21 protein-coding genes are annotated in these 21,300 nt (G+C 72.2%); 8 read left to right on the top strand and 13 right to left on the bottom strand.

From position 1 onward, the window contains the following. Positions 1 to 243 precede the first annotated feature (243 nt). The gene (locus tag ACFQBR_RS29740; protein ID WP_267950305.1) at positions 244 to 828 is read left to right on the top strand and encodes a molybdopterin-dependent oxidoreductase; all 585 of its coding nucleotides are present in this window, start codon (positions 244 to 246) and stop codon (positions 826 to 828) included. On the opposite strand, the gene macS is transcribed toward ACFQBR_RS29740, so the two are convergent. The 3 genes from macS to ACFQBR_RS29755 are packed head-to-tail and all read right to left on the bottom strand — an operon-like array spanning position 792 to position 3,829. Continuing rightward, positions 792 to 2,120, bottom strand: coding sequence for a MacS family sensor histidine kinase (macS, locus tag ACFQBR_RS29745; RefSeq protein WP_378554915.1), 1,329 nt, complete (start codon positions 2,118 to 2,120; stop codon positions 792 to 794). The genes ACFQBR_RS29740 and macS overlap by 37 nt on opposite strands. Before the next feature lie 3 nt (positions 2,121 to 2,123). Beyond that, entirely contained in the window at positions 2,124 to 3,035 is a 912-nt protein-coding gene (locus ACFQBR_RS29750; protein WP_344184103.1) for a hypothetical protein, read from the bottom strand. Continuing rightward, positions 3,032 to 3,829 (bottom strand): alpha/beta hydrolase, encoded by a 798-nt coding sequence (locus ACFQBR_RS29755; protein WP_344184104.1) that lies wholly within the window; start codon positions 3,827 to 3,829, stop codon positions 3,032 to 3,034. Before ACFQBR_RS29755 ends, ACFQBR_RS29750 begins: the two co-directional genes overlap by 4 nt. Before the next feature lie 404 nt (positions 3,830 to 4,233). Here ACFQBR_RS29755 and ACFQBR_RS29760 point away from each other — a divergent pair, with 404 nt between their 5' ends. Next, entirely contained in the window at positions 4,234 to 5,058 is an 825-nt protein-coding gene (locus ACFQBR_RS29760) for a lysophospholipid acyltransferase family protein (RefSeq protein WP_344184105.1), read from the top strand. 98 nt (positions 5,059 to 5,156) lie between these two features. On the opposite strand, the gene ACFQBR_RS29765 is transcribed toward ACFQBR_RS29760, so the two are convergent. Both ACFQBR_RS29765 and ACFQBR_RS29770 read right to left on the bottom strand, forming a co-directional pair. Further along, complete coding sequence (locus tag ACFQBR_RS29765) at positions 5,157 to 6,104, bottom strand: ROK family glucokinase (protein ID WP_267948891.1); 948 nt, start codon at positions 6,102 to 6,104, stop codon at positions 5,157 to 5,159. A gap of 141 nt (positions 6,105 to 6,245) precedes the next feature. Beyond that, positions 6,246 to 6,740 (bottom strand): hypothetical protein, encoded by a 495-nt coding sequence (locus ACFQBR_RS29770; protein WP_344184106.1) that lies wholly within the window; start codon positions 6,738 to 6,740, stop codon positions 6,246 to 6,248. A 539-nt stretch (positions 6,741 to 7,279) separates the two neighbouring features. Between ACFQBR_RS29770 and ACFQBR_RS29775 the strand changes: the two genes are divergently transcribed. Further along, the gene (locus ACFQBR_RS29775) at positions 7,280 to 9,079 is read left to right on the top strand and encodes an AMP-dependent synthetase/ligase (RefSeq protein WP_344184107.1); all 1,800 of its coding nucleotides are present in this window, start codon (positions 7,280 to 7,282) and stop codon (positions 9,077 to 9,079) included. 382 nt (positions 9,080 to 9,461) lie between these two features. Here the strand turns inward: ACFQBR_RS29775 and qcrB are convergent, their stop codons facing one another. Genes qcrB through ctaE form a run of 4 tightly spaced genes read right to left on the bottom strand, consistent with a single transcriptional unit; the run spans position 9,462 to position 13,835 of the window. After that, positions 9,462 to 11,114, bottom strand: coding sequence for a cytochrome bc1 complex cytochrome b subunit (gene qcrB, locus ACFQBR_RS29780; protein WP_267948888.1), 1,653 nt, complete (start codon positions 11,112 to 11,114; stop codon positions 9,462 to 9,464). Positions 11,115 to 11,117: 3 nt separating this feature from the next. Then, positions 11,118 to 12,260, bottom strand: coding sequence for a cytochrome bc1 complex Rieske iron-sulfur subunit (gene qcrA, locus ACFQBR_RS29785; RefSeq protein ID WP_267948887.1), 1,143 nt, complete (start codon positions 12,258 to 12,260; stop codon positions 11,118 to 11,120). After that, the gene (qcrC, locus tag ACFQBR_RS29790; RefSeq protein WP_431061492.1) at positions 12,253 to 13,191 is read right to left on the bottom strand and encodes a cytochrome bc1 complex diheme cytochrome c subunit; all 939 of its coding nucleotides are present in this window, start codon (positions 13,189 to 13,191) and stop codon (positions 12,253 to 12,255) included. Before qcrC ends, qcrA begins: the two co-directional genes overlap by 8 nt. A 17-nt stretch (positions 13,192 to 13,208) precedes the next feature. Next, positions 13,209 to 13,835 (bottom strand): aa3-type cytochrome oxidase subunit III, encoded by a 627-nt coding sequence (gene ctaE / locus ACFQBR_RS29795; RefSeq protein WP_433700465.1) that lies wholly within the window; start codon positions 13,833 to 13,835, stop codon positions 13,209 to 13,211. 481 nt (positions 13,836 to 14,316) lie between these two features. Between ctaE and ACFQBR_RS29800 the strand changes: the two genes are divergently transcribed. The 3 genes from ACFQBR_RS29800 (at position 14,317) to trpD (ending at position 16,136) form a co-directional block, all read left to right on the top strand. Next, the gene (locus tag ACFQBR_RS29800) at positions 14,317 to 14,754 is read left to right on the top strand and encodes a hypothetical protein (protein ID WP_267948885.1); all 438 of its coding nucleotides are present in this window, start codon (positions 14,317 to 14,319) and stop codon (positions 14,752 to 14,754) included. Between the two features lie 20 nt (positions 14,755 to 14,774). Then, a complete protein-coding gene (locus ACFQBR_RS29805) occupies positions 14,775 to 14,897 on the top strand; it encodes a hypothetical protein (RefSeq protein ID WP_267948884.1) in 123 nt (40 codons plus the stop codon). Between the two features lie 147 nt (positions 14,898 to 15,044). After that, on the top strand, positions 15,045 to 16,136 hold the full coding sequence (gene trpD / locus ACFQBR_RS29810; protein WP_267948883.1) for an anthranilate phosphoribosyltransferase: 1,092 nt from the start codon (positions 15,045 to 15,047) through the stop codon (positions 16,134 to 16,136). Between the two features lie 96 nt (positions 16,137 to 16,232). Here trpD and ACFQBR_RS29815 read toward each other — a convergent pair whose 3' ends face one another. The 4 genes from ACFQBR_RS29815 to ACFQBR_RS29830 are packed head-to-tail and all read right to left on the bottom strand — an operon-like array spanning position 16,233 to position 19,465. Beyond that, positions 16,233 to 16,661: a protein-tyrosine phosphatase family protein gene (locus ACFQBR_RS29815; protein WP_267948882.1), complete on the bottom strand. Its 429-nt coding sequence runs from the start codon at positions 16,659 to 16,661 to the stop codon at positions 16,233 to 16,235. A 6-nt stretch (positions 16,662 to 16,667) separates the two neighbouring features. Further along, a complete protein-coding gene (locus ACFQBR_RS29820) occupies positions 16,668 to 16,943 on the bottom strand; it encodes an Lrp/AsnC family transcriptional regulator (protein ID WP_267948881.1) in 276 nt (91 codons plus the stop codon). A 55-nt stretch (positions 16,944 to 16,998) separates the two neighbouring features. Further along, a complete protein-coding gene (locus ACFQBR_RS29825; RefSeq protein ID WP_267948880.1) occupies positions 16,999 to 17,763 on the bottom strand; it encodes a rhomboid family intramembrane serine protease in 765 nt (254 codons plus the stop codon). Continuing rightward, positions 17,741 to 19,465: a DEDD exonuclease domain-containing protein gene (locus ACFQBR_RS29830; RefSeq protein WP_267948879.1), complete on the bottom strand. Its 1,725-nt coding sequence runs from the start codon at positions 19,463 to 19,465 to the stop codon at positions 17,741 to 17,743. The genes ACFQBR_RS29825 and ACFQBR_RS29830 overlap by 23 nt, the downstream gene beginning before the upstream one ends. 131 nt (positions 19,466 to 19,596) lie before the next feature. On the opposite strand from ACFQBR_RS29830, the gene ACFQBR_RS29835 reads away from it, so the two are divergent. Further along, positions 19,597 to 19,878: a hypothetical protein gene (locus ACFQBR_RS29835; RefSeq protein WP_267948878.1), complete on the top strand. Its 282-nt coding sequence runs from the start codon at positions 19,597 to 19,599 to the stop codon at positions 19,876 to 19,878. Next, positions 19,875 to 21,266 carry an NYN domain-containing protein gene (locus ACFQBR_RS29840; RefSeq protein ID WP_267948877.1) on the top strand — a complete coding sequence of 464 codons (1,392 nt, stop codon included), beginning with the start codon at positions 19,875 to 19,877 and terminating at the stop codon, positions 21,264 to 21,266. The genes ACFQBR_RS29835 and ACFQBR_RS29840 overlap by 4 nt, the downstream gene beginning before the upstream one ends. Positions 21,267 to 21,300: the final 34 nt, after the last annotated feature.

The following is a 21,300-nucleotide window of genomic DNA, read 5'->3' on the forward strand; positions in this document are numbered from 1 at the left end:
CGCACGCACGGGGCGAGTGACCTGGCTCTCGTCGGCGCCTGGCAGGATGGCCGGGCGCCGCGTTCCCCCGCGGCGGACGGGACGGGGAGGTCCCGGCGGGGGACACGCCCGACCCGTCGGCAGGGGCGTAGTGCAAGGGCCGGGCGGCCGGAGCGGGACGAGCAGGGGGACGTGTTGTCCGAGAGAGCGGACGGGGACGGCGGTGCGGGGGAGGATCGCGCCGGGCGCGCCGGGGGGCCCGGGATCCCGCCGGGCCAGGCCGTACGGTACGAGCACAGACCGCTGCACTACGGGCCCGTCCCCGTCTTCCGGCCGCACAGGTGGGACTTCCGGGTCATGGGCGCGACGGAGACCCTGGGCTCCTACCGGTGGACGTGGGAGGAGTTCGGCACGCTGCCCCGCACCGACTCGGTGAGCGACTTCCACTGCGTGATGCGGTTCAGCGTCCCCGGCGTCCCCTGGGGCGGGGTCCGCGCCCTCGACCTGGTCTCCGCCGCGCCCCCGGCCCCGGAGGTGACGCACGTGATGGCCTGGGGGGAGTACGGGTACAGCGCCAACCTGCGCCTGGACGACTTCCTGTCCGAGCAGGTCCTCCTGGCCACCCACCGCGACGGGGAGCCCCTCGCCCCCGAGCACGGTTTCCCGCTGCGGCTCGTGGTCCCCCACCTCTACGGGTGGAAGAGCGTGAAGTGGCTGCGCGCGGTGGAGTACATGACCGCCGACCGGCGGGGGTTCTGGGAGGAGCGCGGCTACCACAACCGCGCCGACCCGTGGAGCGAGCAGCGGTTCTCCTACCAGGAGGAACCGGGCCACGGGCCTCCCCTCTGAGGCGGGTTCCCCCGGGGGACGCGCATCTCCACCTCCGTTCCCTGCCCCGGGACCGAGACGTACTCGACGGTTCCCCCCAGGTCCCGCACACGCCCCCGGATGGACTGGGCCACGCCGAGGCGGCCGTCCGCGTGCGCCTCCTCCAGCCGGCCCGGCGCGATCCCCGGCCCCTCGTCGCGCACGGACACGGTCACCCCGCCGGGCTCGTCCTCCAGCAGCACCCAGGCACGGGTGCCGCCGGGGCAGTGCCGCTCCACGTTGTCCAGGGCCGCGAGGACCGCGGCGGCCAGCTCCTCGGCCGTGCGCGCGGGGAGCAGGACGGGGGAGGCCGGCGCGGACACCGAGACGCGGGACGACTCCGCCCTGCGAACCTGTTCGCGCAGGTCCACGGGGGCGCCGTCGAACCCCGCCCCCGGACCGCCGCCCCGGGGCCCGCCCCGGGACCGCGGGTCGGCGTGCACGGCCGCGGCGCGGCCGGAGGCGCCGTCCCGGGCGCCGGCCCACCGCGGCGCTCCGCGGGCCCCCGGCGCCCCCGCCCGCGCGGCGCCGTCCCCGGACGACCCGCCGGGCGGGTCCCCGCCCGGGAGCCCGTCCGCGAAAAGGGCGCGCAGCCGCACCTCCTGCTCGCCCGCCATCCGGCCGAGCTCGGCGGCCTCGCCGCCGGCCTCGGCCCCGCGCCGGCTGACGAGGGCGAGCACCTGGAGCACGGAGTCGTGGATCGAGCGGGCGAGCTGCTCCCGCTCACGGAGGCGGGCCTCCAGGGAGACCGCCTGGGCGAAGCGCCGCTCCGCCTGTTCGGCGACCTTGGCCATGTACCCGACGACCAGGGACGCCAGCAGCAGGAGCACGACCCCCCGTGCGGTGGCGGCGGTGATGTTCGCGTCCATGACGACGCGCAGCGTGAGGTCGGCGAAGCCGTAGAGGAGGGCGACGACACCGGCTCCGCGCCGTCCCCAGATGACGGCGGCGGAGAGCGCCGCCCCCGCGAACCAGTAGCCGCTCAGGGGCGGGGCCTGGGTGAGGTAGAAGGGCGTGGCGGCGGCGGCCGTCGCGAACATGCAGGCGAACGCGACGGCCAGGTCGGCGGTGAGCAGGCGCCAGGTGCGGAGCTCGGGGCGCGCGTAGCCGTAGGTGGCGGCCACGGTCCACACGGCCATGGCCGCCAGGACCGTCCACGCGACCCAGGGCCTGGTCAGGGCTCCGTGGTTCTGGACCAGGAGGACGAGGGAGTAGACCAGGGTCGCGGCGCGGAAGACGGCGAACGCGCGCCAGAGGGGGACGTCGAAGCCCAGTGGTCAGACCACCGCCCCGTTGTCCGGCCCGTTGTCCCCGGGCGGCCGCGAGTCGGTCATGCGCAGGATGAGCACGACGAAGCTGGCGAGGAACGCCACCACGGCGAGGAACATCATCCAGTTCGGCAGGGAGATGCCGGCGAACGCCGCGCCGAACACCAGCACGGGTCCGCCCAGCAGCCCGAACCAGGCGGCGATGCCGACCCGGTCGCCCTTGAGCAGGGGAGGCGGGGGCGGGGGCTCGTAGTGGCCCTCCAGCTCCGCCTCGGCCCGGCGCCGCGCGTCCTCGTCCTCGTCGTCCTCCCCGGCTGCGTCGGGAGGGCCTCCGGCGAGCAGGTCGCCGTCGGGGGCGCCGCCTCCCCCGGGCCCGGCGTCCTCGCGCCGGTCGGAGGCCCCGAGGTTCTCTGCGTCCGGCCAGGCCGTGCGGGTGGGCCGGTCGGAGGCGTCCTCGTCGTAGAAGCGCGCCACCAGGTCGTTCCAGACGTGGTCCTCGTCGGAGGACCTGGCCTGCGCGGCGTCGGGGTCGCCGAGCGGCCCGTCGAGCAGGTCGCCGCCCGCGGGGCCGTCGGCCTGGGCGTCGGGGGCGGCCCCGCCCTCCGCGCCGTCGGCCTCGGGCCTGGAGTCCCCGTGCGGTGCGAGCAGGTCCGGGTCGGAGTGGCCCAGGTCGGGCAGCTCGGCGCCCAGGACCCGTTCCGCCGCGGCCCGCTCCTCGGCGTCCACGTAGAGGTGGTCGGTGGGCGGGTCGTCGGCCCCGCCCCCGGACGGATCCAGGACGTCCTCGTTCAGGGGCACCGCGTAGGCGGCGATCCCGCTGCGTCGCAGCGCCTCCAGCATCGTGTCGGCGTGCGAGGGCGCGAGCAGGATGAGGGGCACGTAGGCGTCGGCGAGCAGGCCGTTACCCCGACGTTGCGTCATCGGTCGGCTCCTTCCCCGCTTCTACGGTGCTCCCGCACGAAGGCGAGGCTTCCGTCGAAGATGGCGGCGGCGTCATGGTCGAGGGTCGCCACGTGGTAGCTGTCGTGCAGCAGGTGGATCGTCAGCCGGGTGTTGACCGCTCTCCTAGCGAGGATACGCAGACTCCGCGGTCCGACGACGTGGTCCTGGGTACTGCGATAGGCCAGAATCGGCGCTCGCAAACCGGACATGCCCTCCTGAACTGCGCGCCACAGCTTCGGGAGTGTCGCGGCGGCCGCGGTGGGGACCCTGTCGTACCCGCCCTCGGTCGTGTCGTCCTTGGAGACGTCGCTGGAGAGCCCCGGCGTGGAGGGCATGATCCGCGAGGCGAGGCGGCGGACCGGCGCGATGAACGGCAGCCTCGCGTCCTCCAGGGCCAGGGACGGGTTGACCAGCACCGCCCCGCGCACGAGGTCCGGGTGCTCCTGGGCCAGGCGCAGGGTGAGGGCCCCGCCCATGGACAGCCCCATGACGTACACCTCCTCGCAGCGCGAGGCCAGGTCCAGCAGGGCCCGTTCGGCCTCGGCGAACCAGTCGTCGCTGGTGGTGAGGTTCATGTCCTGCCAGACCGTGCCGTGCCCGGGCAGGAGGGGGATCTCCACGCTGTACCCCGCAGCGGCGAGGTGCTCCCCCCAGGGGCGCATCGAGTACGGGGACCCGGTGAATCCGTGACAGAGCAGTACGCCGACCTCCGACCCGCGGTGGCTGAAGGGCTCCGCCCCGGGGATGAGGGGTACGGTGTCGGTCGGTCTCACGGAGCGGCTCCAGGGGATCGTGCGGTACGCGTCGGTGTCGGCGGTGCCGGCGTCGGCCGTGGACCGGGCGCCGCCGGGCGTCCAGGCCCCCGACTCCAGCCGTGAGGCTAGCCGCTCGGCGGAGTGTTTGTCATGGGTGCACACTAACGCCCCGGCCTCCGGGGACGAGAGGGGCACAGCGCACCGCGGGGGCCGACTGAGTATCCTCGACTGGGTCGGGCCGAGAGCCCGTTTGGGGGCGCTTTGGCAGTTGCCCCCGCACGGTGGGAGGATGGCGCACGTCAGGCGGCGGCTCCGACGTCCTCCCGGGGCGCGAGCCCTTCTGGCAATGTCGGTCGAGCGGGACAGTGAATCGTGGCAGGCCCTGCCCAGTCCTCCCCGCGTGTGCAGGGGTGATCTGAGCGATGTTCTACTGGGTGGTCAAGGCGTTCCTGGGGCCGATCCTGGCCGTGCTGTGGCAGCCGCGCGCGGAGGGCGTGGAGAACGTGCCGCGGCGCGGTCCGGCGATCATGGTCAGCAACCACCTGTCCTTCTCGGACCACTTCTTCGGTCCGCTGCCGCTGCCGCGCAAGATCACCTTCCTGGCCAAGTCCGAGTACTTCACCGGCACGGGCGTGAAGGGGCTGCTGAGCCGGGCGTTCTTCACCGGCGTGGGCCAGATCCCGATCGACCGGTCCGGCGGCAAGGCGAGCGAGGCGGCGCTGCGCACCGGCCTGCGGGTGCTCAAGCGCGGCGACCTGCTGGGCATCTACCCGGAGGGCACCCGCTCCCCGGACGGCAAGCTGTACCGCGGCCGTACCGGCGTGGCGCGGCTGGCCCTGGAGTCCAAGGCCCCCGTGGTGCCGATGGCGATGATCAACCTGGAGAAGATCATGCCTCCCGGCCGCACCGTCCCCAAGCTGGGCGTGCGCCCCAAGGTCAAGTTCGGCAAGCCGCTGGACTTCTCCCGCTACGAGGGCATGGAGACGGATCCGCGCGTACTGCGGGCCGTCACCGACGAGATCATGTACGCGCTGATGGAGCTGTCCGGCCAGGAGTACGTGGACCGCTACGCGCAGTCGATCAAGGCGGAGCTGGAGGCCGAGGCCAAGGAGGCGCGGCGCGAGCAGCACGCCGGCGACAAGGACCGCAGGCGCGCCGAGCGCGAGCGCCGCAAGGAGGAGCGCCGGGCCCGCAAGGAGGAGAAGCGGGCCGCGCGGGGCAGCGGCGGCGACGACGCGAAGGAGTAGTCCTTCCCCACGACGTACGGAGCGGGTCCCCGTGGCGGCACGGGGACCCGCTCCGTACGTGCGTCGGCCTCGGCGGCCCGGGGCCGGGGCGTGGCGGGTCAGTGGCGGGCGAGGTCCCCGGCTCCGACGATGCCGGCCTCCCCGCCCAGTTCGGCCAGGCGCACCTCGGCCAGGCGCCGGCCGGGCCGGCCCGACACGTGCCGGGCGAAGGAGGCGCGGACCGGGTCCAGCAGGATCGACCCGGCGTCGGAGACCCCGCCGCCCAGGACGAAGCACTCCGGGTCCAGGATGGCGGCCAGGTCCGCGAGTCCCAGCCCGACCCACTCCCCGACGATCCCGAAGCACTCCAGCGCGGCCTGGTCGCCCTCCAGGGCCGCCTGGGTGATGACGTGCCCCTCCACCTGCTCGACGACCCCGTCGGCCAGCTTGAGCATGCGCTCGGCGGCCCGGGGGTCGGTGCGGGCGCGGTCCTGCCCCTCCGCCACCAGGGCCCGGCCGCTGGCGTACTGCTCCCAGCACCCGTGGTTGCCGCAGGCGCAGCGGCGCCCGTGCGGAACCATCCGGTAGTGGCCGACCTCGGCGGCCACGCCGAAGCGGCCGCGGTGCAGGGCCCCGCCCATGACCAGGCCCCCGCCGATGCCGGTGCCCAGGGTGACGCAGACGATGTGGTCGCTGCCGCGACCGGCGCCGAACCGGGCCTCCGCCCAGGCCGCGGCGTTGGCGTCGTTCTCGATGACCACCGGCAGGCCGACGCGCTCCTGGACGCGCTCCTTGAGGGGTTCGTCGTGCAGCCCCAGGTTGACCGCCACCTGGATGGTCGCGCGGTCCTCGTCGACGAACCCGGCCACGCCCACGCCGACGGCCCGGACGGACTCCGGCTCCTGCCTGCCGCACAGCTCGGCGACGGCCTTGGCGACGACGTCGGCCAGGCCCTCCGGGTCGGCGGCGGGGGTGGGGTACTTGACCTTGTCGAGGATCTGCCCGTCGCGGTCGACGACCCCGGCGGCGACCTTGGTTCCGCCGATGTCTACGCCGATGGTCAGCATGGGGGCTGCTCCTTCGCACTTACGCCCGAACTCTGACATAAGTCTCAAGGTTCATGGCAGAGGGTTTTCAAATGGTGTAAACCATTCGATTAAACCAGGCCGGACGCGACCCCCGACACCCCGGGAGCGAAAGCCGCCGGGCTAACCCCGCTCCCCCGCCCCGGCCTGCCCGTCCGCGGTCTCCGGGGCGCCGTCCTGCACCGGGGCCGGGGAGGACGAGGAGGGGGCCGGCGGCTCGGCGGCGGGGTCCTTCCCGGCCTCACGACGCCCCGCGTCGTCCGCGCGCCCCTGCTCCAGGGAGCGCTCGACCACGCCCCAGGTGCGACCGAGGGCGTCGAAGGCGGCCAGTCCGGCGCGCCCCAGGTGACCGGCGACCTCGGGGGCGGACCTGCGCACGATGTCGAGGACCTCCTCCAGCGGGGGCCGCTCCTCCTCGCTCTCCAGCCGGATCGCCTCCTCCCACACGTCCCCCTTGGCCGGGGGCGCAGAGGTGACGGCGCCGACCCCGCGCTTCACCCCGGCCACCAGGAGTCTGCGCTGGAGGGTGTCGACCAGCCTCAGCGCGTCGTCGATGAGGTCCGGGGCGTCCCCCCTTCCCGCACCCGAACCGCCGTCGCGACCGGTGTTCTCCGCCATGTCCGCTTCCTCTCCTCGCGCCGTGTTCCTGGCTTCACGGTAACCGGACCCGGTGCGCCCGGCGGGCTTTCTCAGGGCAGGTTCAGGGACGGGCCAGGGATGAGCCGGGGCTCCCCCGGCGTTGTCGCGGACGGTGGGGTTTCCGCCTTCCGAGCGCGACGAAACGCCTCATACAAGTCATATGACACAGAGTTAACGTGATGTGCACAAAGACCATGGCAGGCGTATAGTCTCGCGTGCGTACGCGAAGTCAGCGAAATCACCCTCCTGACCTGCGCACTTCCGATTCCCCCGAGGGCGCCGCACGCCGTCGGACCGGACGGGCCCGCGTACCGCACGACACTTCAGGGACTCGGACCCGACACGCCTGGCGACAGGGGGACACCACGCTGAACAGCGCGTTCACTCCCTGCCACGCCTCGGCTCCGGATCACCGTTGGATACCGAACGGCAACACGTTCTACTCATGAGTAGCATTCTGTTGTTACGGTCGTCACGTCCCCACTTATCCAGAACCCGTACACGTCCAGGAGCACCACGTGCGCGAATACAGCTCTCCCGCGAAGGCTGAGATCTCCGACGACGCGCGCCTGACCGACACGCTCTACGCGCGCGCGGTCGGCGAGCCCTCAGCCGTCGCCGCCCGCCGGCAGGAGTCCGGCCAGTGGCGCGACGTCACCGTCGCGGAGCTGCACGGCGACATCGCCGCGTACGCCAAGGCCTTGATCGCCGCGGGCGTCGAGCACGGGGACCGCGTCGCCCTGATGTCGCGTACCCGTTACGAGTGGACCGTCGTCGACTACGCGATCTGGTCCGTCGGCGGTGTGACCGTCCCGATCTACGAGACCTCCTCCGCCGAGCAGATCGAGTGGATCCTCTCCGACTCCGCCGCCAAGGCCGCCTTCGTGGAGACCGGGGACCACGCGGAGCGCGTCGAGTCGATCCGCGCCAAGGCTCCCGCCCTCGGCCCCGTCTGGCGCTTCGACGGCCCCGAGTTCGCGGAGCTGCGCTCCAGCGGGACCGAGGTCGCGGACGAGGCGCTGGAGAAGCGACGCACCGCCGTCAAGGTCGACGACATCGCCACCCTCATCTACACCTCGGGCACCACCGGCCGCCCGAAGGGCTGCAAGCTCACGCACCGCAACTTCCTCTTCATCGCCCACAACGCCCTCGCGGGCCCCGCCAAGCAGGTGCTGCGCGGGAAGGAGAACCCCTCCACCCTCCTCTTCCTGCCCCTGGCCCACGTCTTCGCCCGCTTCGTCCAGGTGATGGTCGTCGAGGGCAAGGCGACCCTCGGCCACTTCCCGTCCACCGGTCCGGAGCTGATCGAGCAGTTCTCCGTCTTCCGGCCGACCTTCCTCCTCGCGGTCCCCCGCGTGTTCGAGAAGGTCTACACCAAGGCCGAGCAGAAGGCGACGGCCGAGGGCAAGGGCAAGATCTTCAACGCCGCCGCCGAGACCGCCATCGCCTACAGCAAGGCGCTCCCCACCGGGCAGATCCCGCTCGGGCTGAAGCTCAAGCACAAGCTGTTCGGCAAGCTGGTCTACGGCAAGCTGCTCGCCGCACTCGGCGGCAACGCCGACTACGCCGTCTCCGGCGGCTCGGCCCTGGGCGCCCGCCTCGGCCACTTCTTCCGCGGCATCGGCTTCACCATCATCGAGGGCTACGGCCTCACCGAGACGACCGCGCCGACCTCGGTCAACAGCCCCGAGTTCAACAAGATCGGCACCGTGGGCCAGCCCCTGCCCGGCACCACCGTGAAGATCGCCGACGACGGCGAGATCCTCCTCAAGGGCGACCACATCATGGTCGGCTACTGGCAGAACGAGAAGGCCACGAAGGAGGCCTTCACCGAGGACGGCTTCTACCGCACGGGCGACCTCGGCACCCTCGACGACGACGGCTTCCTGAGCGTCACCGGACGCAAGAAGGAGATCATCGTGACGGCGGGCGGCAAGAACGTCGCCCCTGCCGTCCTGGAGGACCGCATCCGCGCCAACGCCCTGGTCAGCCAGTGCATGGTGGTCGGCGACAACCGCAAGTTCATCGCCGCGCTGATCACGATCGACCCGGAGTCGTTCGCGCAGTGGAAGGAGGCGAACGGCAAGACCGGCGAGATCGCGGACCTGACCGGGGACCCGGACCTCAACGCCGCCGTCCAGGAGGCCGTGGACAACGCCAACAACGCGGTGTCCAAGGCCGAGGGCATCAAGAAGTTCAAGATCCTGCCCAGCGACTTCACCGAGGAGAGCGGCCAGATGACCGCCTCCCTGAAGGTCAAGCGGCACGTGGTCAGCAAGCAGTGGAGCAAGGAGATCGACGACATCTACGGCGCCTGATCCCCAGGGCTCCGGAAGGGGGCCGGCCGCCGGGAGGCGGTCGGCCCCCTTCTCCGTGTGCGCCTCCCCCGGGCCCGGAGCGCCGTCCCGCACCCGTGCGGGACGGCGGAGCCGCCGCCGAAACCCTGGTGGGACCGGGGTTCTCCGTCCCGCACCCGCGGGGGTCGGCGGCGGTGCGTCCCGCACGGACGGGGCCGCCGCCCTGTCCGCGGCTGTGCACCACCGGCCACCCTTCCGGAGGGGAGGGCCGCCCGGACGTCTCCCGGGGGCTCACGGGGCCGTTGGGGGCCGCCCCGCCCCGGCCGCGCCCCGCCGGTGGGAGGGCGAGAACGCGACGGACCCGGCCGCGCGGTGCGGCCGGGTCCGTCGAACAGGAGGCGTCCTAGTGCGCGGACTCCTTCTCACCCTCCGGTGCGGAGTGGTGGAGGTGGTGGCCGCTGTGCGCCTCGACACCGTCGATGGACACGTTGTCCTTGGTGTACCAGTGGGCCAGGGCGCGGCGGAGCTTGCCCATGCCCTTGCGGGACTCGGGGTTCTCCACCCCCTTGTCGTCGACGTCCGCGTCGTCCGCGAGGGCCGTGGAGCCGATGAGCGGCTTGCTCTCCAGCACCTCGGTGGTCTCCTCGGAGTTGCGCTTGTGGACCTCGATGAACTCACCGCTGGGGAGCTGCCGGATGGTGCCGCTCTCGTAGCCGTGCTCCAGGGTGTCGCGGTCCCTGCGCTGGAGGCCCAGGCAGATCCGCTTGGTGACGATGAACGCCACGACCGGCCCCACGAAGACCAGCACACGGAAGATGTACGTGGTCAGGTACAGGTCGATCGAGAAGGTCTCCGACAGGATGTCGTTGGACCCGGCGAGCCAGAGCACGCCGTAGGCGGTCATGCCCGCGACGCCCAGCCCGGTGCGGACCGGCGCGTTGCGCGGACGGTCGGCCACGTTGTGGACGCGCTTGTCCCCGGTGATCCACTGCTCGACGAACGGCCAGGCGCCCGGCAGGACGAAGAGCATGCCCATGACCCCGAGCCCCGGGACGAGCACCGCGATCGGCACCGCGTAACCGAAGACGCTGAAGTCGAAGGTGTTCGGGAAGATGCGCAGCGACCCCTCCAGGAAGCCCATGTACCAGTCGGGCTGGAGCCCGGAGGTGATGGACGTCGGCGTGAAGGGCCCGAACAGGTGGATCGGGTTGATCTGCACGAACGCGCTCAGACCCGCGATCACGGCGAACGTGAAGAAGAAGAACCCGCCGGCCTTGACCGCGAACGCGGGGAACATGGGCGTTCCCACCACTGTCTTCTCCGTGCGCCCGATTCCCGGGTACTGCGTGTGCTTCTGGTGCCACAGGATCATGAAGTGCGCCACGATCAGGGCCAGGAGCACCGCCGGGATCGCCAGCACGTGCAGCATGTACAGCCGGGTGATGATGTCCTCGCCGGGGAACTCCCCGCCGAAGAGGAACATCGACACGTACGTGCCCACCAGCGGCAGCGCCAGGATCACGCCCTGGAGGATCCGCACGCCCATGCCCGAGGGCAGGTCGTCCGGCAGGGAGTAGCCGAAGAGGCCCTCGATGATCGACAGCGCGAAGATCGCGATGCCGATCAGCCAGTTGATCTCGCGCGGCTTGCGGAACGCACCGGTGAAGAACACGCGGAGCATGTGCACCACGATCGCCGCCAGGAAGATCAGGGCGGCCCAGTGGTGGATCTGCCGGACGAGGAAGCCGCCACGCACATCGAAGTCGATGAACAGCGTGGAGGCGTACGCCTCCGACATGGGAACGCCCTGGAGGCGCTCGTAGGAGCCGTCGTAGACGACCTCCAGCATGCTCGGCTTGAACCAGAGCGTGAGGAAGACGCCGGTGACGAGCAGGATGATGAACGAGTACAGCGCGATCTCGCCCAGCATGAAGGACCAGTGGTTAGGGAAGACCTTGCGGAGGTTCTTCTCACCGGTCTTGGCCAGGTGGAAGCGGTCGTCGATGAAGTTTCCGACGCCGCGCAGCGCCTTGGGTGCTTGCGTGGTCTTACTCATCGACTAGTCCTTCGCATAATCCCAGAACGTCGGACCGGTCGGCTCCGTGAAGTCGCCGGTCGCGATGAGGTAGCCCTCATCGTCGACGCTGATGGGAAGCTGCGGCAGAGCGCGGTGCGCCGGTCCGAAGACGACCTTGGCGGCGTCCGCAGCGTCGAACGTTGACTGGTGGCACGGGCACAGGATGCGGTGCGTCGTGCGCTCGTACAGGGCTGCGGGGCAGCCCACGTGGGTGCAGATCTTGGAGTAGGCGATGATCCCGTTGTGCGTCCAGTTCAGACGCGTCTCATCGGTCCCCTCGATCGGCTCGGTCATGCCCTCCTTCCAGTCGTTCTCCGGGATCTTGATCAACAGGATCACGGATTTCGCCTGGTCGGTGAGGCTCATGCCGTGCGGGTGGTGCCCGTCGTCGATCGCGGGAAGGGCGGAGATCATCCCGTACGGGTCGTTCTCCAGGTCCTCCGCGCGGATCTCGCGGTGGGTCCCCTCGACGAACATGCGCATCCCGGGTTCCCACGGGGTGTGCTTCAGCTTGTCCCCGGGCAGCGGGCCGGTGTCGCGCAGCAGCACGATCGGGGCCAGGCCCAGGGGGACCATCGCGAGGATGAGCGTGCGCCGCATGAGCGGGCGCTTGGTGAAGCCGCTCTCGTCGGCGCTCTTCATGAAGAAGTCGCTGAAGGAGCCCTTCTCCTTCTCGTCGGACGCCAGGTCGTCGTAGGGCGAGTGCACCTCGTAGTGGGGCATCACCTGGCGCGCCCAGACCGTCATGCCCGCGCCGATACCGAACATGGCGACGGTGAGCGTGCCACCGAGCAGCATGTTCGAGTACTGGCCGATCTGCGGGTCGGCGATCGCGGGCTCGCCCGCCGCGTTGGGCGGGAACAGGAAGTAGGAGACGAGGAAGCCGATACCGCCGAGGAAGGCGATGATGAACCAGGCGGACGCGGCCTTCTCGCCGCGGCGCTGGACCTCCTCCGGGCGCGCGTGGGTCTCCGACGCCCGGTAGGGGCCGGCGTGCTCCTCGGGCGCCCCGGCGGAGGACTCGGTCACCACGCGTTCCTCCGCGGCGGCCGTCGGGGTCCCCACCACGCGCTCAGGCGTGTGGGCCCCGGCCTCGTTGTTGTCGTTGTTGTCGTTCTCAGTCATGTGCACGCTGCTTCGCGGTGATCCAGATCGCGCAGGCGACGATCAGGGCCAGGCCGACGACCCACCCGATGAAGCCCTCGGCGACCTGGCCGATCCGTTGGAGGTCGAAGACGCCGCCGGCGTTCGGCTCCGCCTGGAGGGTCTTCACGTAGGAGATGAGCTCGTGCTTCTCCTCGGGGGTGATGGCGCCGTCGCTGAACATCGGCATGGCGCCGGGGCCGCTGACCATGGCCTCGTAGATCTCGCGCGGGGAGGCGTCGTGGATCTCGGGGGCCCAGCGGCCGTCCGTGAGGGCGCCGCCGCCACCGGACCAGCTGTGGCAGTGCGCACAGTTGGTCAGGTAGAGCTTCATGCCCATGTCGGTGTCCTCGGCGCCCTCGATGTAGGAGTCGTACTCGGACTCCCACTCCTCGACGGCCGCCTCGTACGCCGTCTCGTCCTCGAAGTCCGCGCGGTTGGGCTCGGAGTCCGGGACCTCGTAGGGCACCTCGGCGCCGCTCTCGCCGTTCCTGATCTCCGCGTTGTAGTACGCGATCAGGTTGGCCAGGTCCTGTTCGGACATGGCCATGGGCTTGCGCGGCATCTGGCTGCTCGGGTCCATGGACGGCATGCGCCCGGTGCTGACCTGGAAGTCGATGGCCGCGGGGCCGACGTCGCGGAGGTCGGGACCGTTGGTCACGTTCCCCTCGGCGTCGTAGCTGCCGCTCCCGTCGTAGTTGTGGCAGCTCGCGCACGTCTGGTCGAAGACGGTCTTGCCCTCGGCGATGTCCACGTCATCCGGTGACGGGACGTCAGCGGCGAGAGTCTGCGCCTGGGCCTGGTCCGCGGTGGGTGCCAGGGCGGCATACCCCACCCCGAACAGGGCTAGCGCGAGGATGACGACGACATACCCCGCAAGGGGATGCCGTCGCCGCGCGGTAATCCATTTCACGGTTTCCCCGTTTCGGGTTACTGGATGAAGTAGATGGTGAAGAACAAAGCGACCCAGACGACGTCGACGAAGTGCCAGTAGTAGGACACGACGATCGCGCTGGTTGCCTGCTGGTGGGTGAAGCGCTTCGCGGCGTACGTGCGTCCCAGCATGATGAGGAACGCGATCAGCCCACCGATGACATGGAGTCCGTGGAAGCCCGTGGTCAGGTAGAACATCGACCCGTAGGCGTTCGACTGAAGAGTCAGGCCCTCGTGGACGATGAGCTCGTAGTACTCGTAGGCCTGTCCCAGGATGAAGAACAGTCCCATGAAGAACGTCACGAAGAACCACATGCGCAGCTTCTTGACGTCGCCGCGCTCTGCGGCCCAGACGCCGGCCTGCGCGGTGAAGCTCGAAGCCACGAGGACCACGGTGATGGTCGTCGCCCACGGAACGTTCAGGTGGGTCGCCGGCCATGCCCCGAGGTCGGGGTTTCCATTGGTCACCGATCGGATGGTGAAGTACATCGCGAACAGCGCAGCGAAGAACATGAGCTCGTTGGCCAACCACACGATGGTGCCAACGCTCACCAGGTCAGGACGCTTTGCCGCACCATGTGCTGGTGTCGGTGCTGTTTTTGGGTTCGCGGTTGCTGTCGCCACGGGAGCATTATTACGGCATCTCGCGGAGGTCCGTACTCGACCCCCCGTAAGGAGGCGGTTCAGTCCCGATATGGCCTGCCTCGGACCGCCGCCACGGCCCTCACGCCGTGACTCGGGCGTTACTGTAGCGGCTCGGGCACCGCGGGTCCGCATCCGCCGCGCCCTCGGGGGCCGAAAAGCGCGATCCTGGGCGGCTGAGGCGATTCGTACCCCTCCTCCCACCACTCCAACCCACCACGGCCAACGCCCAGGTATCGAAACGATCACTGTTGGACAACGCCGCGCCCGGGGCGGGTGGGCGAACCCCTCCGAGGTACTGGCATCCTGTGGTGTCGAAGGTCTCAGCCGCCCGAAGGACCCGCCGGTTCTCCTGGGCAGCGGGGCCACGAGGCAATACAGTCATAGGCATACAGCCAACGAACGCCTCGGCCGCACCCCCCACGGCGGCGGCCGCGGACAGACGCGATGGGACGGTTGCGCGATGGTGGTCAGCGGTACGGACACGGGTGCCAGGATGCGCGTGCTGGTCTACAGCGACAACGCCGACACCCGTGAGCAGGTCCGGCTGGCGATCGGCCGCCGCCCCGCGGCGGACGTCCCCCGGGTGGAGTTCGTCGAGTGCGCGACCGCGCCCGTCGTCCTGCGCAAACTGGAGGACACCGACCCGGCCGCGGCGATCGACGTGGCCGTCCTCGACGGCGAGGCCTCCCCCGTCGGCGGGATGGGCCTGTGCCGCCAGATCAAGGACGAGATCTACCGCTGCCCGCCGGTCCTGCTCCTGGTGGGCCGCCGCGACGACGGCTGGCTCGCGACCTGGTCGCAGGCCGAGCAGGTCGTCAGCCACCCGATCGACCCCGTCGCGCTCGCCGAGTCGCTGGCCGAGCTGATGCGCCGGCGGGTCGCGGCCCTCAGCGGGTGATCCGGGTGGGAGGCGGACGCGTGGTGGACGACAGCGGCGAGCGGGACATGCGCCGCCGCCTCGTGGTGGGCGGGTCCCTCAACCACGGCGCCGACATCGGGCGATGGCGCGGCCGCGCCCCGTCCCCGTCCCCGGGGGCCTGAGGGCGGCCCGCCCGCTCGTCCGCCGGCGCCCGTGAGGGCCGCCGCGCGGAGGCGGGCCGCCGCCCCGGCGCCGCGCACGCGGAACCCCTCCGCCGTGCGCCGCCTCCCCGGGTCCCTACGCCCGTTCCTCACCGTGGAGTCACCAGAATGAACGCCCCTGCCTCGCCCGCCCCCGCCTCCGAACCGTCCGCCGTCACCGAGCGGACCTGGTCGAACCTCATCACCGCCCTGCTCGGCGGTGTCACCCTCAGCAGCGCCGACACCGTCTGGGCGATGAACGAGATCATGTCGGGGTCGGCGACCGACGCCCAGATCGCCGGGTTCGCCATCGCGCTGCGCGCCAAGGGCGAGAGCGTGTCCGAGGTGACCGGCCTGGCCCAGGGCATGCTCGACAACGCCGTGCGCGTGAGCGTGCCCGGGCCGACCCTGGACATCGTCGGCACCGGCGGCGACCGGGCGCACACCGTGAACGTCTCCACGATGGCGGCGATCGTGGCCTCCGCGGCGGGCGCGCGCGTGGTCAAGCACGGCAACCGGGCCGCGTCCTCCTCCTGCGGCACCGCCGACGTGCTGGAGCGGCTCGGGGTGGTCCTGGACCTGCCCCCGGCGCTGACCGCGCGGGTGGCCGAGGAGGCGGGCATCACCTTCTGCTTCGCGCCCCTGTTCCACCCGTCCCTGCGCTTCGCCGCCAAGCCGCGCCGCGAGCTGGCCGTGCCGACGGTGTTCAACTTCCTGGGGCCGCTGACCAACCCCGCGCAGCCGACGGCCTCGGCGATCGGCGTCTTCGACGAGCGCATGTGCGAGGTCATCGCCGGCGTGTTCGCGCGCCGCGGCTCCTCCGCGCTGGTGTTCCGGGGCGACGACGGCCTGGACGAGCTGACCACGACGACCACGTCCACGGTGTGGGTGGTGCGCGACGGCTCGGCCCGCAGGGAGACCCTGGACCCGGCCGACCTGGGCATCGCCCGGTCCGGGGCCGAGGACCTGCGCGGCGGGGACGTGGAGTTCAACGCCCAGGCGGTGCGCGACCTCGTCGCCGGGCGCCCCGGGCCGGTGCGCGACGCGGTGCTGCTCAACGCGGGCGCCGCGCTGGCCGCCGTGGACGGCGTGGAGGGGCCGCTGCTGGACGCCGTGGGCGCCGGGTACGCGCGGGCGGCCGCCGCCGTCGACTCCGGAGCGGCCGAGCGCACCCTGGAGAACTGGGTGGAGATCAGCCAGAGCCACGCCAAGGCGGCCTGAGGACGCGGCGGCCGGGCCCCGTGCCCCGCCCTGCCGCGGGGGCGGGTGGCCGGGATCCCCGGCGCCCGCCCCCGCGTCCGGCCGCGGGCCCGCCGCTCACCCGAAGCGGCGCGCGAAGCGCCGCTGCCACGGGGTCTCCACCGCGCGCGGCGAGTAGTGCTCCCGAACGTAGGCCACCGCCTCCCCGGCGGGCACCCCGTCCATGACGGCGAGGCAGGCCAGCGCGGTGCCGGTCCGCCCCCGTCCGCCCGAGCAGGCGACCTCGACCCTGTCGGCCCCGGCCCGCTCCAGCGCCTCCCGCAGGGCGCCGCGCAGGCCGGCCGGGTCGGACGGCAGACCGAAGTCCCTCCACCTCACCCAGCGCGCCTCCCAGGGCACGGGGGGCGGCTCCTGCCCGAGCAGGTACACGGCGAAGGAGGGCGCGGGGCCCTCCGGGAGCGGGCGGCGCAGGCCCCGGCCGCGGACCAGCGCCCCCGAGGGGAGCCGGAGCACACCGGGCGCCGAGGGGTCCCAGGAAGATGCCACCGGCCCCTACCAGCCGATCGCGAAGGCGGACTCCAGGTCGTGCTTGGAGTAGGCGCGGAAGGAGATGTGGGTGTCGGAGGACAGCACCCCGGGAACCTTGTTGACCCGCCCCGGGATCACCTCCGCCAGGTCCTCGTGCCGGCGCACGCGCACCATGGCGATGAGGTCGACGCCCCCGGTGACCGAGTAGACCTCGCTCACCCCGTCGATCTCCGCGATCGCCTCGGCGACCTCGGGGATGCGGTTGACGTCGGCCTTGATCATGACGATCGCGGTGATCACTGTGCCTCCAGGGCGGTTGGCCGCGGGAAGGCGGCCCCGGCCGCGCGGGGCGCCCCTAGTAGACGTCGGAGAGCCGCGTCCCGGAGCGCCATCGCAGCCGGTAGACCACCAGTCCCGCGATCACCCCGGCGATGAACCCGTACACGTGCGCCGCGTAGGCGACTCCGCTCCCGGCGCCGGGGGAGTTCGATGTGGTGACGTAGAGAAGATACTGAAGCACGAAGTAGCTTCCGACCAGGGCCCACCCCGGCAGGCGCATCGGGATCACCACGAACACCAGTGTGGTGACCCGGCTGCGGAACTGCACGACGAGGTAGGCGCCGAGCACGCCGGAGATGGCGCCCGAGGCTCCCACCATGGGCATCTCCCCCCCGGGTTCCACCAGGGAGAAGCCGTAGGCCGCCGCCACCCCGGTGACCGCGTACAGCAGCAGGAAGCGGACGCGGCCGATGCGGTCCTCCACGACGGGGCCGAAGACGAACAGGTAGACCATGTTGCCCAGCAGGTGCATGGCGCCGGCGTGCACGAACATCGAGCTGAGCACCGAGAACCACACGGACTTGCCGTCCACCGACCCGCACTCGGGCACCGCGTGCGGGACCCGGTCCACCTGTCCGAGGATCTCGGCGGGCACCGCGCCCCAGCGCATGAAGTAGTCCTGGATGGCGCAGAAGCGGCCCACCATGTCGACCGGGTACCAGACGGCCGTGGCGGCCTGGGGGGACAGCAGGTAGACGAGGACGTTGACCGCGATCAGCGTGTACGCGACGACGGGGGCGCGGCGGACGGGGTAGTCGTCATTGAGCGGAAGCGCGGCCATGCGCCCAGTGTGTCATCTCCGTGTGCGCCTCCGCGCTCCGCAACGGGCATGTCCAGACCCCGTCGATGTCGACGAGCCTCGTCGCGGGGTCGGTCAGCCAGTCCAGGACGAGCTCGGTCTCCGCGGGCAGGGCCCTGGGGCTCGGCCCGTACCCCGGAGGGACGTACTCGGCGGTCGCCAGGAGCGAGGCCAGGAACGCGGTCGGATCGGTGCCCGGCCGCAGGACCGCGCTGGCCGCGAGGCGCCCGTGGCGGACCACGCAGGTCTCCCAGCCCGTGGCGGAGCGCCGGGAGGCGACCACCTGGGCCACCGAGGCCAGGGCCGACAGCCGCTGGGCCCGCCGGGCGCCGCGCAGGAAGGCGGCGAGGCGGTCGCGGAGGGCTGCGGCCTCCTCGTAGCGCAGGGCTCCGGCGAGTTCGGCGATGCGCGAGGTGTGCGCCGAGACGACGGCGGCGGGGTCCCCTGTCATGGCCTCGCGCGCGGCGTCGGCGTGGACGGTGTAGGCCTCGAGCGCCTCGGTGCCGTCGCAGGGGGCGCCGCAGCGTCCCAGCTGGGCCAGGACGCACGGGTCGATCCTCCTGCTCTCGGAGAAGGCGTGCGTGCACTGCCGCAGCGGGAACGTGTGGAGCAGGGCCTCCTTGGCCTGCTCGGCGTCCCTGGCCGAGGCGTAGGGACCGATGTAGGGGGCCCCGTCGTCCTTGACCGCCCGCACCACGGACAGGCGCGGGTAGGCGTCGGTGGTGAGCTTGACCCACGAGGCGCGCTCGGGGTTGCGGGAGCGCCGGTTGTAGGGGGGCTTGCGCTCGGCGATGATCCGCAGCTCGCGGACGGACGCCTCCAGTTCGGTGGCGCACTCGATGGGGGTGACGCCCTCGACCAGCGCGGCCATCTCGCGGATGTGCCTGCGGCTCTCCGCCGCGGTGAAGTAGGAGCGGACCCGCCGCCGCAGGTTGTTGCTCTTGCCCACGTAGAGGCCGGCCCCGCGCGCGTCGGTGAACACGTACACGCCCGGGCCCTCCGGCAGGCCCTCCGCCAGGTGCCGCCTGGCCTTCTGCGCCCGGCTGGCGGGCTTGCTGACGGCGCGCAGCTCCTCCACGCTGGTCACGCCCATCGGCCCGAGGCGCTCGATCAGCCCGTGCAGGACCCCGACCGTGGCCCGCGCGTCGTCCAGGGCTCGGTGGTTGGGGGTGACCGGAACCCCGAAGAACGCGGCGAGGGTGGCGAGCCTGTGGTTGCGGGTCTCGCTCCGCGGGAGGATCGCCCGGGCCAGGCGCAGGGTGTCCACCACCGGGTACCCGGGCCAGGCCGACCCGTGGCGCTCGCACGCGGCCTTCAGGAAACCGGTGTCGAAGGCGGCGTTGTGGGCGACCAGGACGGTGTCCGGCTCCTCGTCGAGGAACGCGAGGACGCGGGGCAGGACCTCCTCCATGGGGGGCGCGGTCGCCACCATGGACTGGGTGATCCCGGTCAGCAGGGTGATGGCGGCCGGGACGGGCACGCCGGGGTCGACCAGGGTGGAGAACTCGCCGAGGACCTCTCCCCCGCGCACCCTGACCGCGCCGACCTCCGTGACACGGGCGGCGGACGCGCTGGTCCCGGTGGTCTCCAGGTCCAGCACGACGAACGTCGCCGCGGCCAGGGGCGTGCCGAGGTCGCTGATGCTCGTTTGGACGCCGGCGGGCGCCGCGGACTGTCGAACCACGCGGTCAGGCTAGTCGGCGGTGACGACCGAAAACGGTCGGGATACGGTCTGACCTGCCCGACATGGAAAGATGTGGGGGACGGGGCCGGAAGGTCCGCGGCCCCGTGACGAGCACGACACGAGGAGGAACCGTGGGGATCGCTATGCCGGGTGACAAGGAGCGGTGGCGGTGCACCGGATGCGGGAACCTCACGCGGTTCGACGTGACCAGGACGACCCGTTCGCAGGACTACCTCCACCTGGACCTGGCCGGTGAGGGCCGCGTCGAGGAGCGGACCGTGCTCTCGGAGACGGTCGAGCGCGTGAAGTGCCGCTGGTGCGGCGCCACCGACAGCGTCGAGGTCATCGCCCGCCCCGACGCCGACCGGTCGGCCACCGGTTCCTCGGCGGAGAGCCCGACGGGTCAGGCATGAGCGCCCGCCCCGAGGCGGGCGGCGACTCCGACGGCACCGGCCCGCGCGACGAGAGTGTCGACGTGACGCCCGGCGCCGACAGCGACGGGGAGCGGCTGCGCCGCCCCCTGCCCGAGCCGGTGCGCGCCCGGGTCGTCGAGTACGGTTCCGACGTGCTGGGCGGCATGCGCGCGAGCGAACTCCCCCCGCTGCTGCGCAGGGTCGCCAAGTTCGAGCCGCGCCGCCGTGCCAGGCTCGCCGGCCCGCAGATCGCCGCCCAGCTGGAGACCGACGGCGGCTTCCGCGACATGGTCGCGGCCCGGGTGCGGCAGGTGTGGCCGGAGCTGGCCGAGGGCCTGCACTCGGGCGTGGTGCCCCCTGCCGCGGACCCCGTGGCGGTGGCGGCCTGCGCGTACCTGCTGCGGCCCAAGGGCTGGCCGGAGATCATCGAGGACGTCCACCTGGAGCTGGAGCGCCTGGCCGGCGCCAGGGAGGTGGACGAGGCGGCCGAGGCGCTGGACTCCGTGCGCCGCCAGCTGGACGAGGCCAGGAGCGAGCACCAGTCGGAGACGGAGCGGCTGCGCTCCCAGCTCAGGGAGCAGCGCACGGAGATCGCCGAGCTGCGCCGCAAGGTGCACACGGAGCGGCAGCGGGCCAAGGGCGCCGCGGCGGAGGCCGCACGGGTCCTGGCCGAGACCTCCGACCGCGAGTCGGAGTCGGCCACGCAGATGAACGCCCTGGAGTCGGAGAACCGGCGGCTGCGGTCGCGGCTGGCCTCGGCCGAGGCGCAGGTGGAGAACGCCCGCCGCGCGGTGCGCGCCGGACGCAACGCGGACGAGGCCCGGCTCCGGGTGCTGCTGGACGTGCTGGTCGAATCCGCGCACGGGCTGCGCAGGGAGCTGGCGCTGCCCGCGGCCCTGGACAGCCCCGCGGACCTGGTCGCCGAGGCCGAGCAGCAGCGGCGGGTGTCGCTGGGCGGCCTGCCCGACGACGACCCGGGCCTGCTGGAGCACCTGTTGACGGTGCCCCGGGTCCACCTCCTGGTGGACGGCTACAACGTGACCAAGACCGGGTACGGGACCCTCCCCCTGGCCGACCAGCGCACACGGCTGATGGCCTCGCTGGAGGGGTTGGCCAGCCGGACCAAGGCCGAGATCACGTGCGTGTTCGACGGCGCCGACATCGACGCTCCCCCCGTGGCGGCCCCCACCCGGCGGGTGCGCCTGCTCTTCAGCGCCCCCGGGGAGACCGCCGACGAGCTGATCGTGCGGCTGGTGCGCGCGGAGCCGCCCGGACGCCCGATCGCCGTGGTGACCTCCGACAAGGAGATCGTGTCCGCGGTCCGGCGCGCGGGTGCGCGCGCGGTGCCCTCGGCGATCTTCCTGCGCCGCCTGGAGGCGCACGGCTGAGCCGCCCTCCGCCCCCGGCCGGGTCCTCCGAGGG

The organism is Nocardiopsis tropica (assembly GCF_042660575.1).
Taxonomy (GTDB): Bacteria; Actinomycetota; Actinomycetes; order Streptosporangiales; family Streptosporangiaceae; genus Nocardiopsis; species Nocardiopsis tropica.

Bases quoted from the DNA above. Each gene is read 5' to 3' on its own strand.
- ACFQBR_RS29750 (WP_344184103.1), bottom strand. From the start codon at position 3,035: ATGACGCAACGTCGGGGTAACGGCCTGCTCGCCGACGCCTACGTGCCC.
- ACFQBR_RS29760 (WP_344184105.1), top strand. From the start codon at position 4,234: ATGTTCTACTGGGTGGTCAAGGCGTTCCTGGGGCCGATCCTGGCCGTG.
- ACFQBR_RS29765 (WP_267948891.1), bottom strand. From the start codon at position 6,104: ATGCTGACCATCGGCGTAGACATCGGCGGAACCAAGGTCGCCGCCGGG.
- ACFQBR_RS29770 (WP_344184106.1), bottom strand. From the start codon at position 6,740: ATGGCGGAGAACACCGGTCGCGACGGCGGTTCGGGTGCGGGAAGGGGG.
- qcrB (WP_267948888.1), bottom strand. From the start codon at position 11,114: ATGAGTAAGACCACGCAAGCACCCAAGGCGCTGCGCGGCGTCGGAAAC.
- qcrA (WP_267948887.1), bottom strand. From the start codon at position 12,260: ATGACTGAGAACGACAACAACGACAACAACGAGGCCGGGGCCCACACG.
- ACFQBR_RS29800 (WP_267948885.1), top strand. From the start codon at position 14,317: ATGGTGGTCAGCGGTACGGACACGGGTGCCAGGATGCGCGTGCTGGTC.
- trpD (WP_267948883.1), top strand. From the start codon at position 15,045: ATGAACGCCCCTGCCTCGCCCGCCCCCGCCTCCGAACCGTCCGCCGTC.
- ACFQBR_RS29825 (WP_267948880.1), bottom strand. From the start codon at position 17,763: ATGGCCGCGCTTCCGCTCAATGACGACTACCCCGTCCGCCGCGCCCCC.
- ACFQBR_RS29840 (WP_267948877.1), top strand. From the start codon at position 19,875: ATGAGCGCCCGCCCCGAGGCGGGCGGCGACTCCGACGGCACCGGCCCG.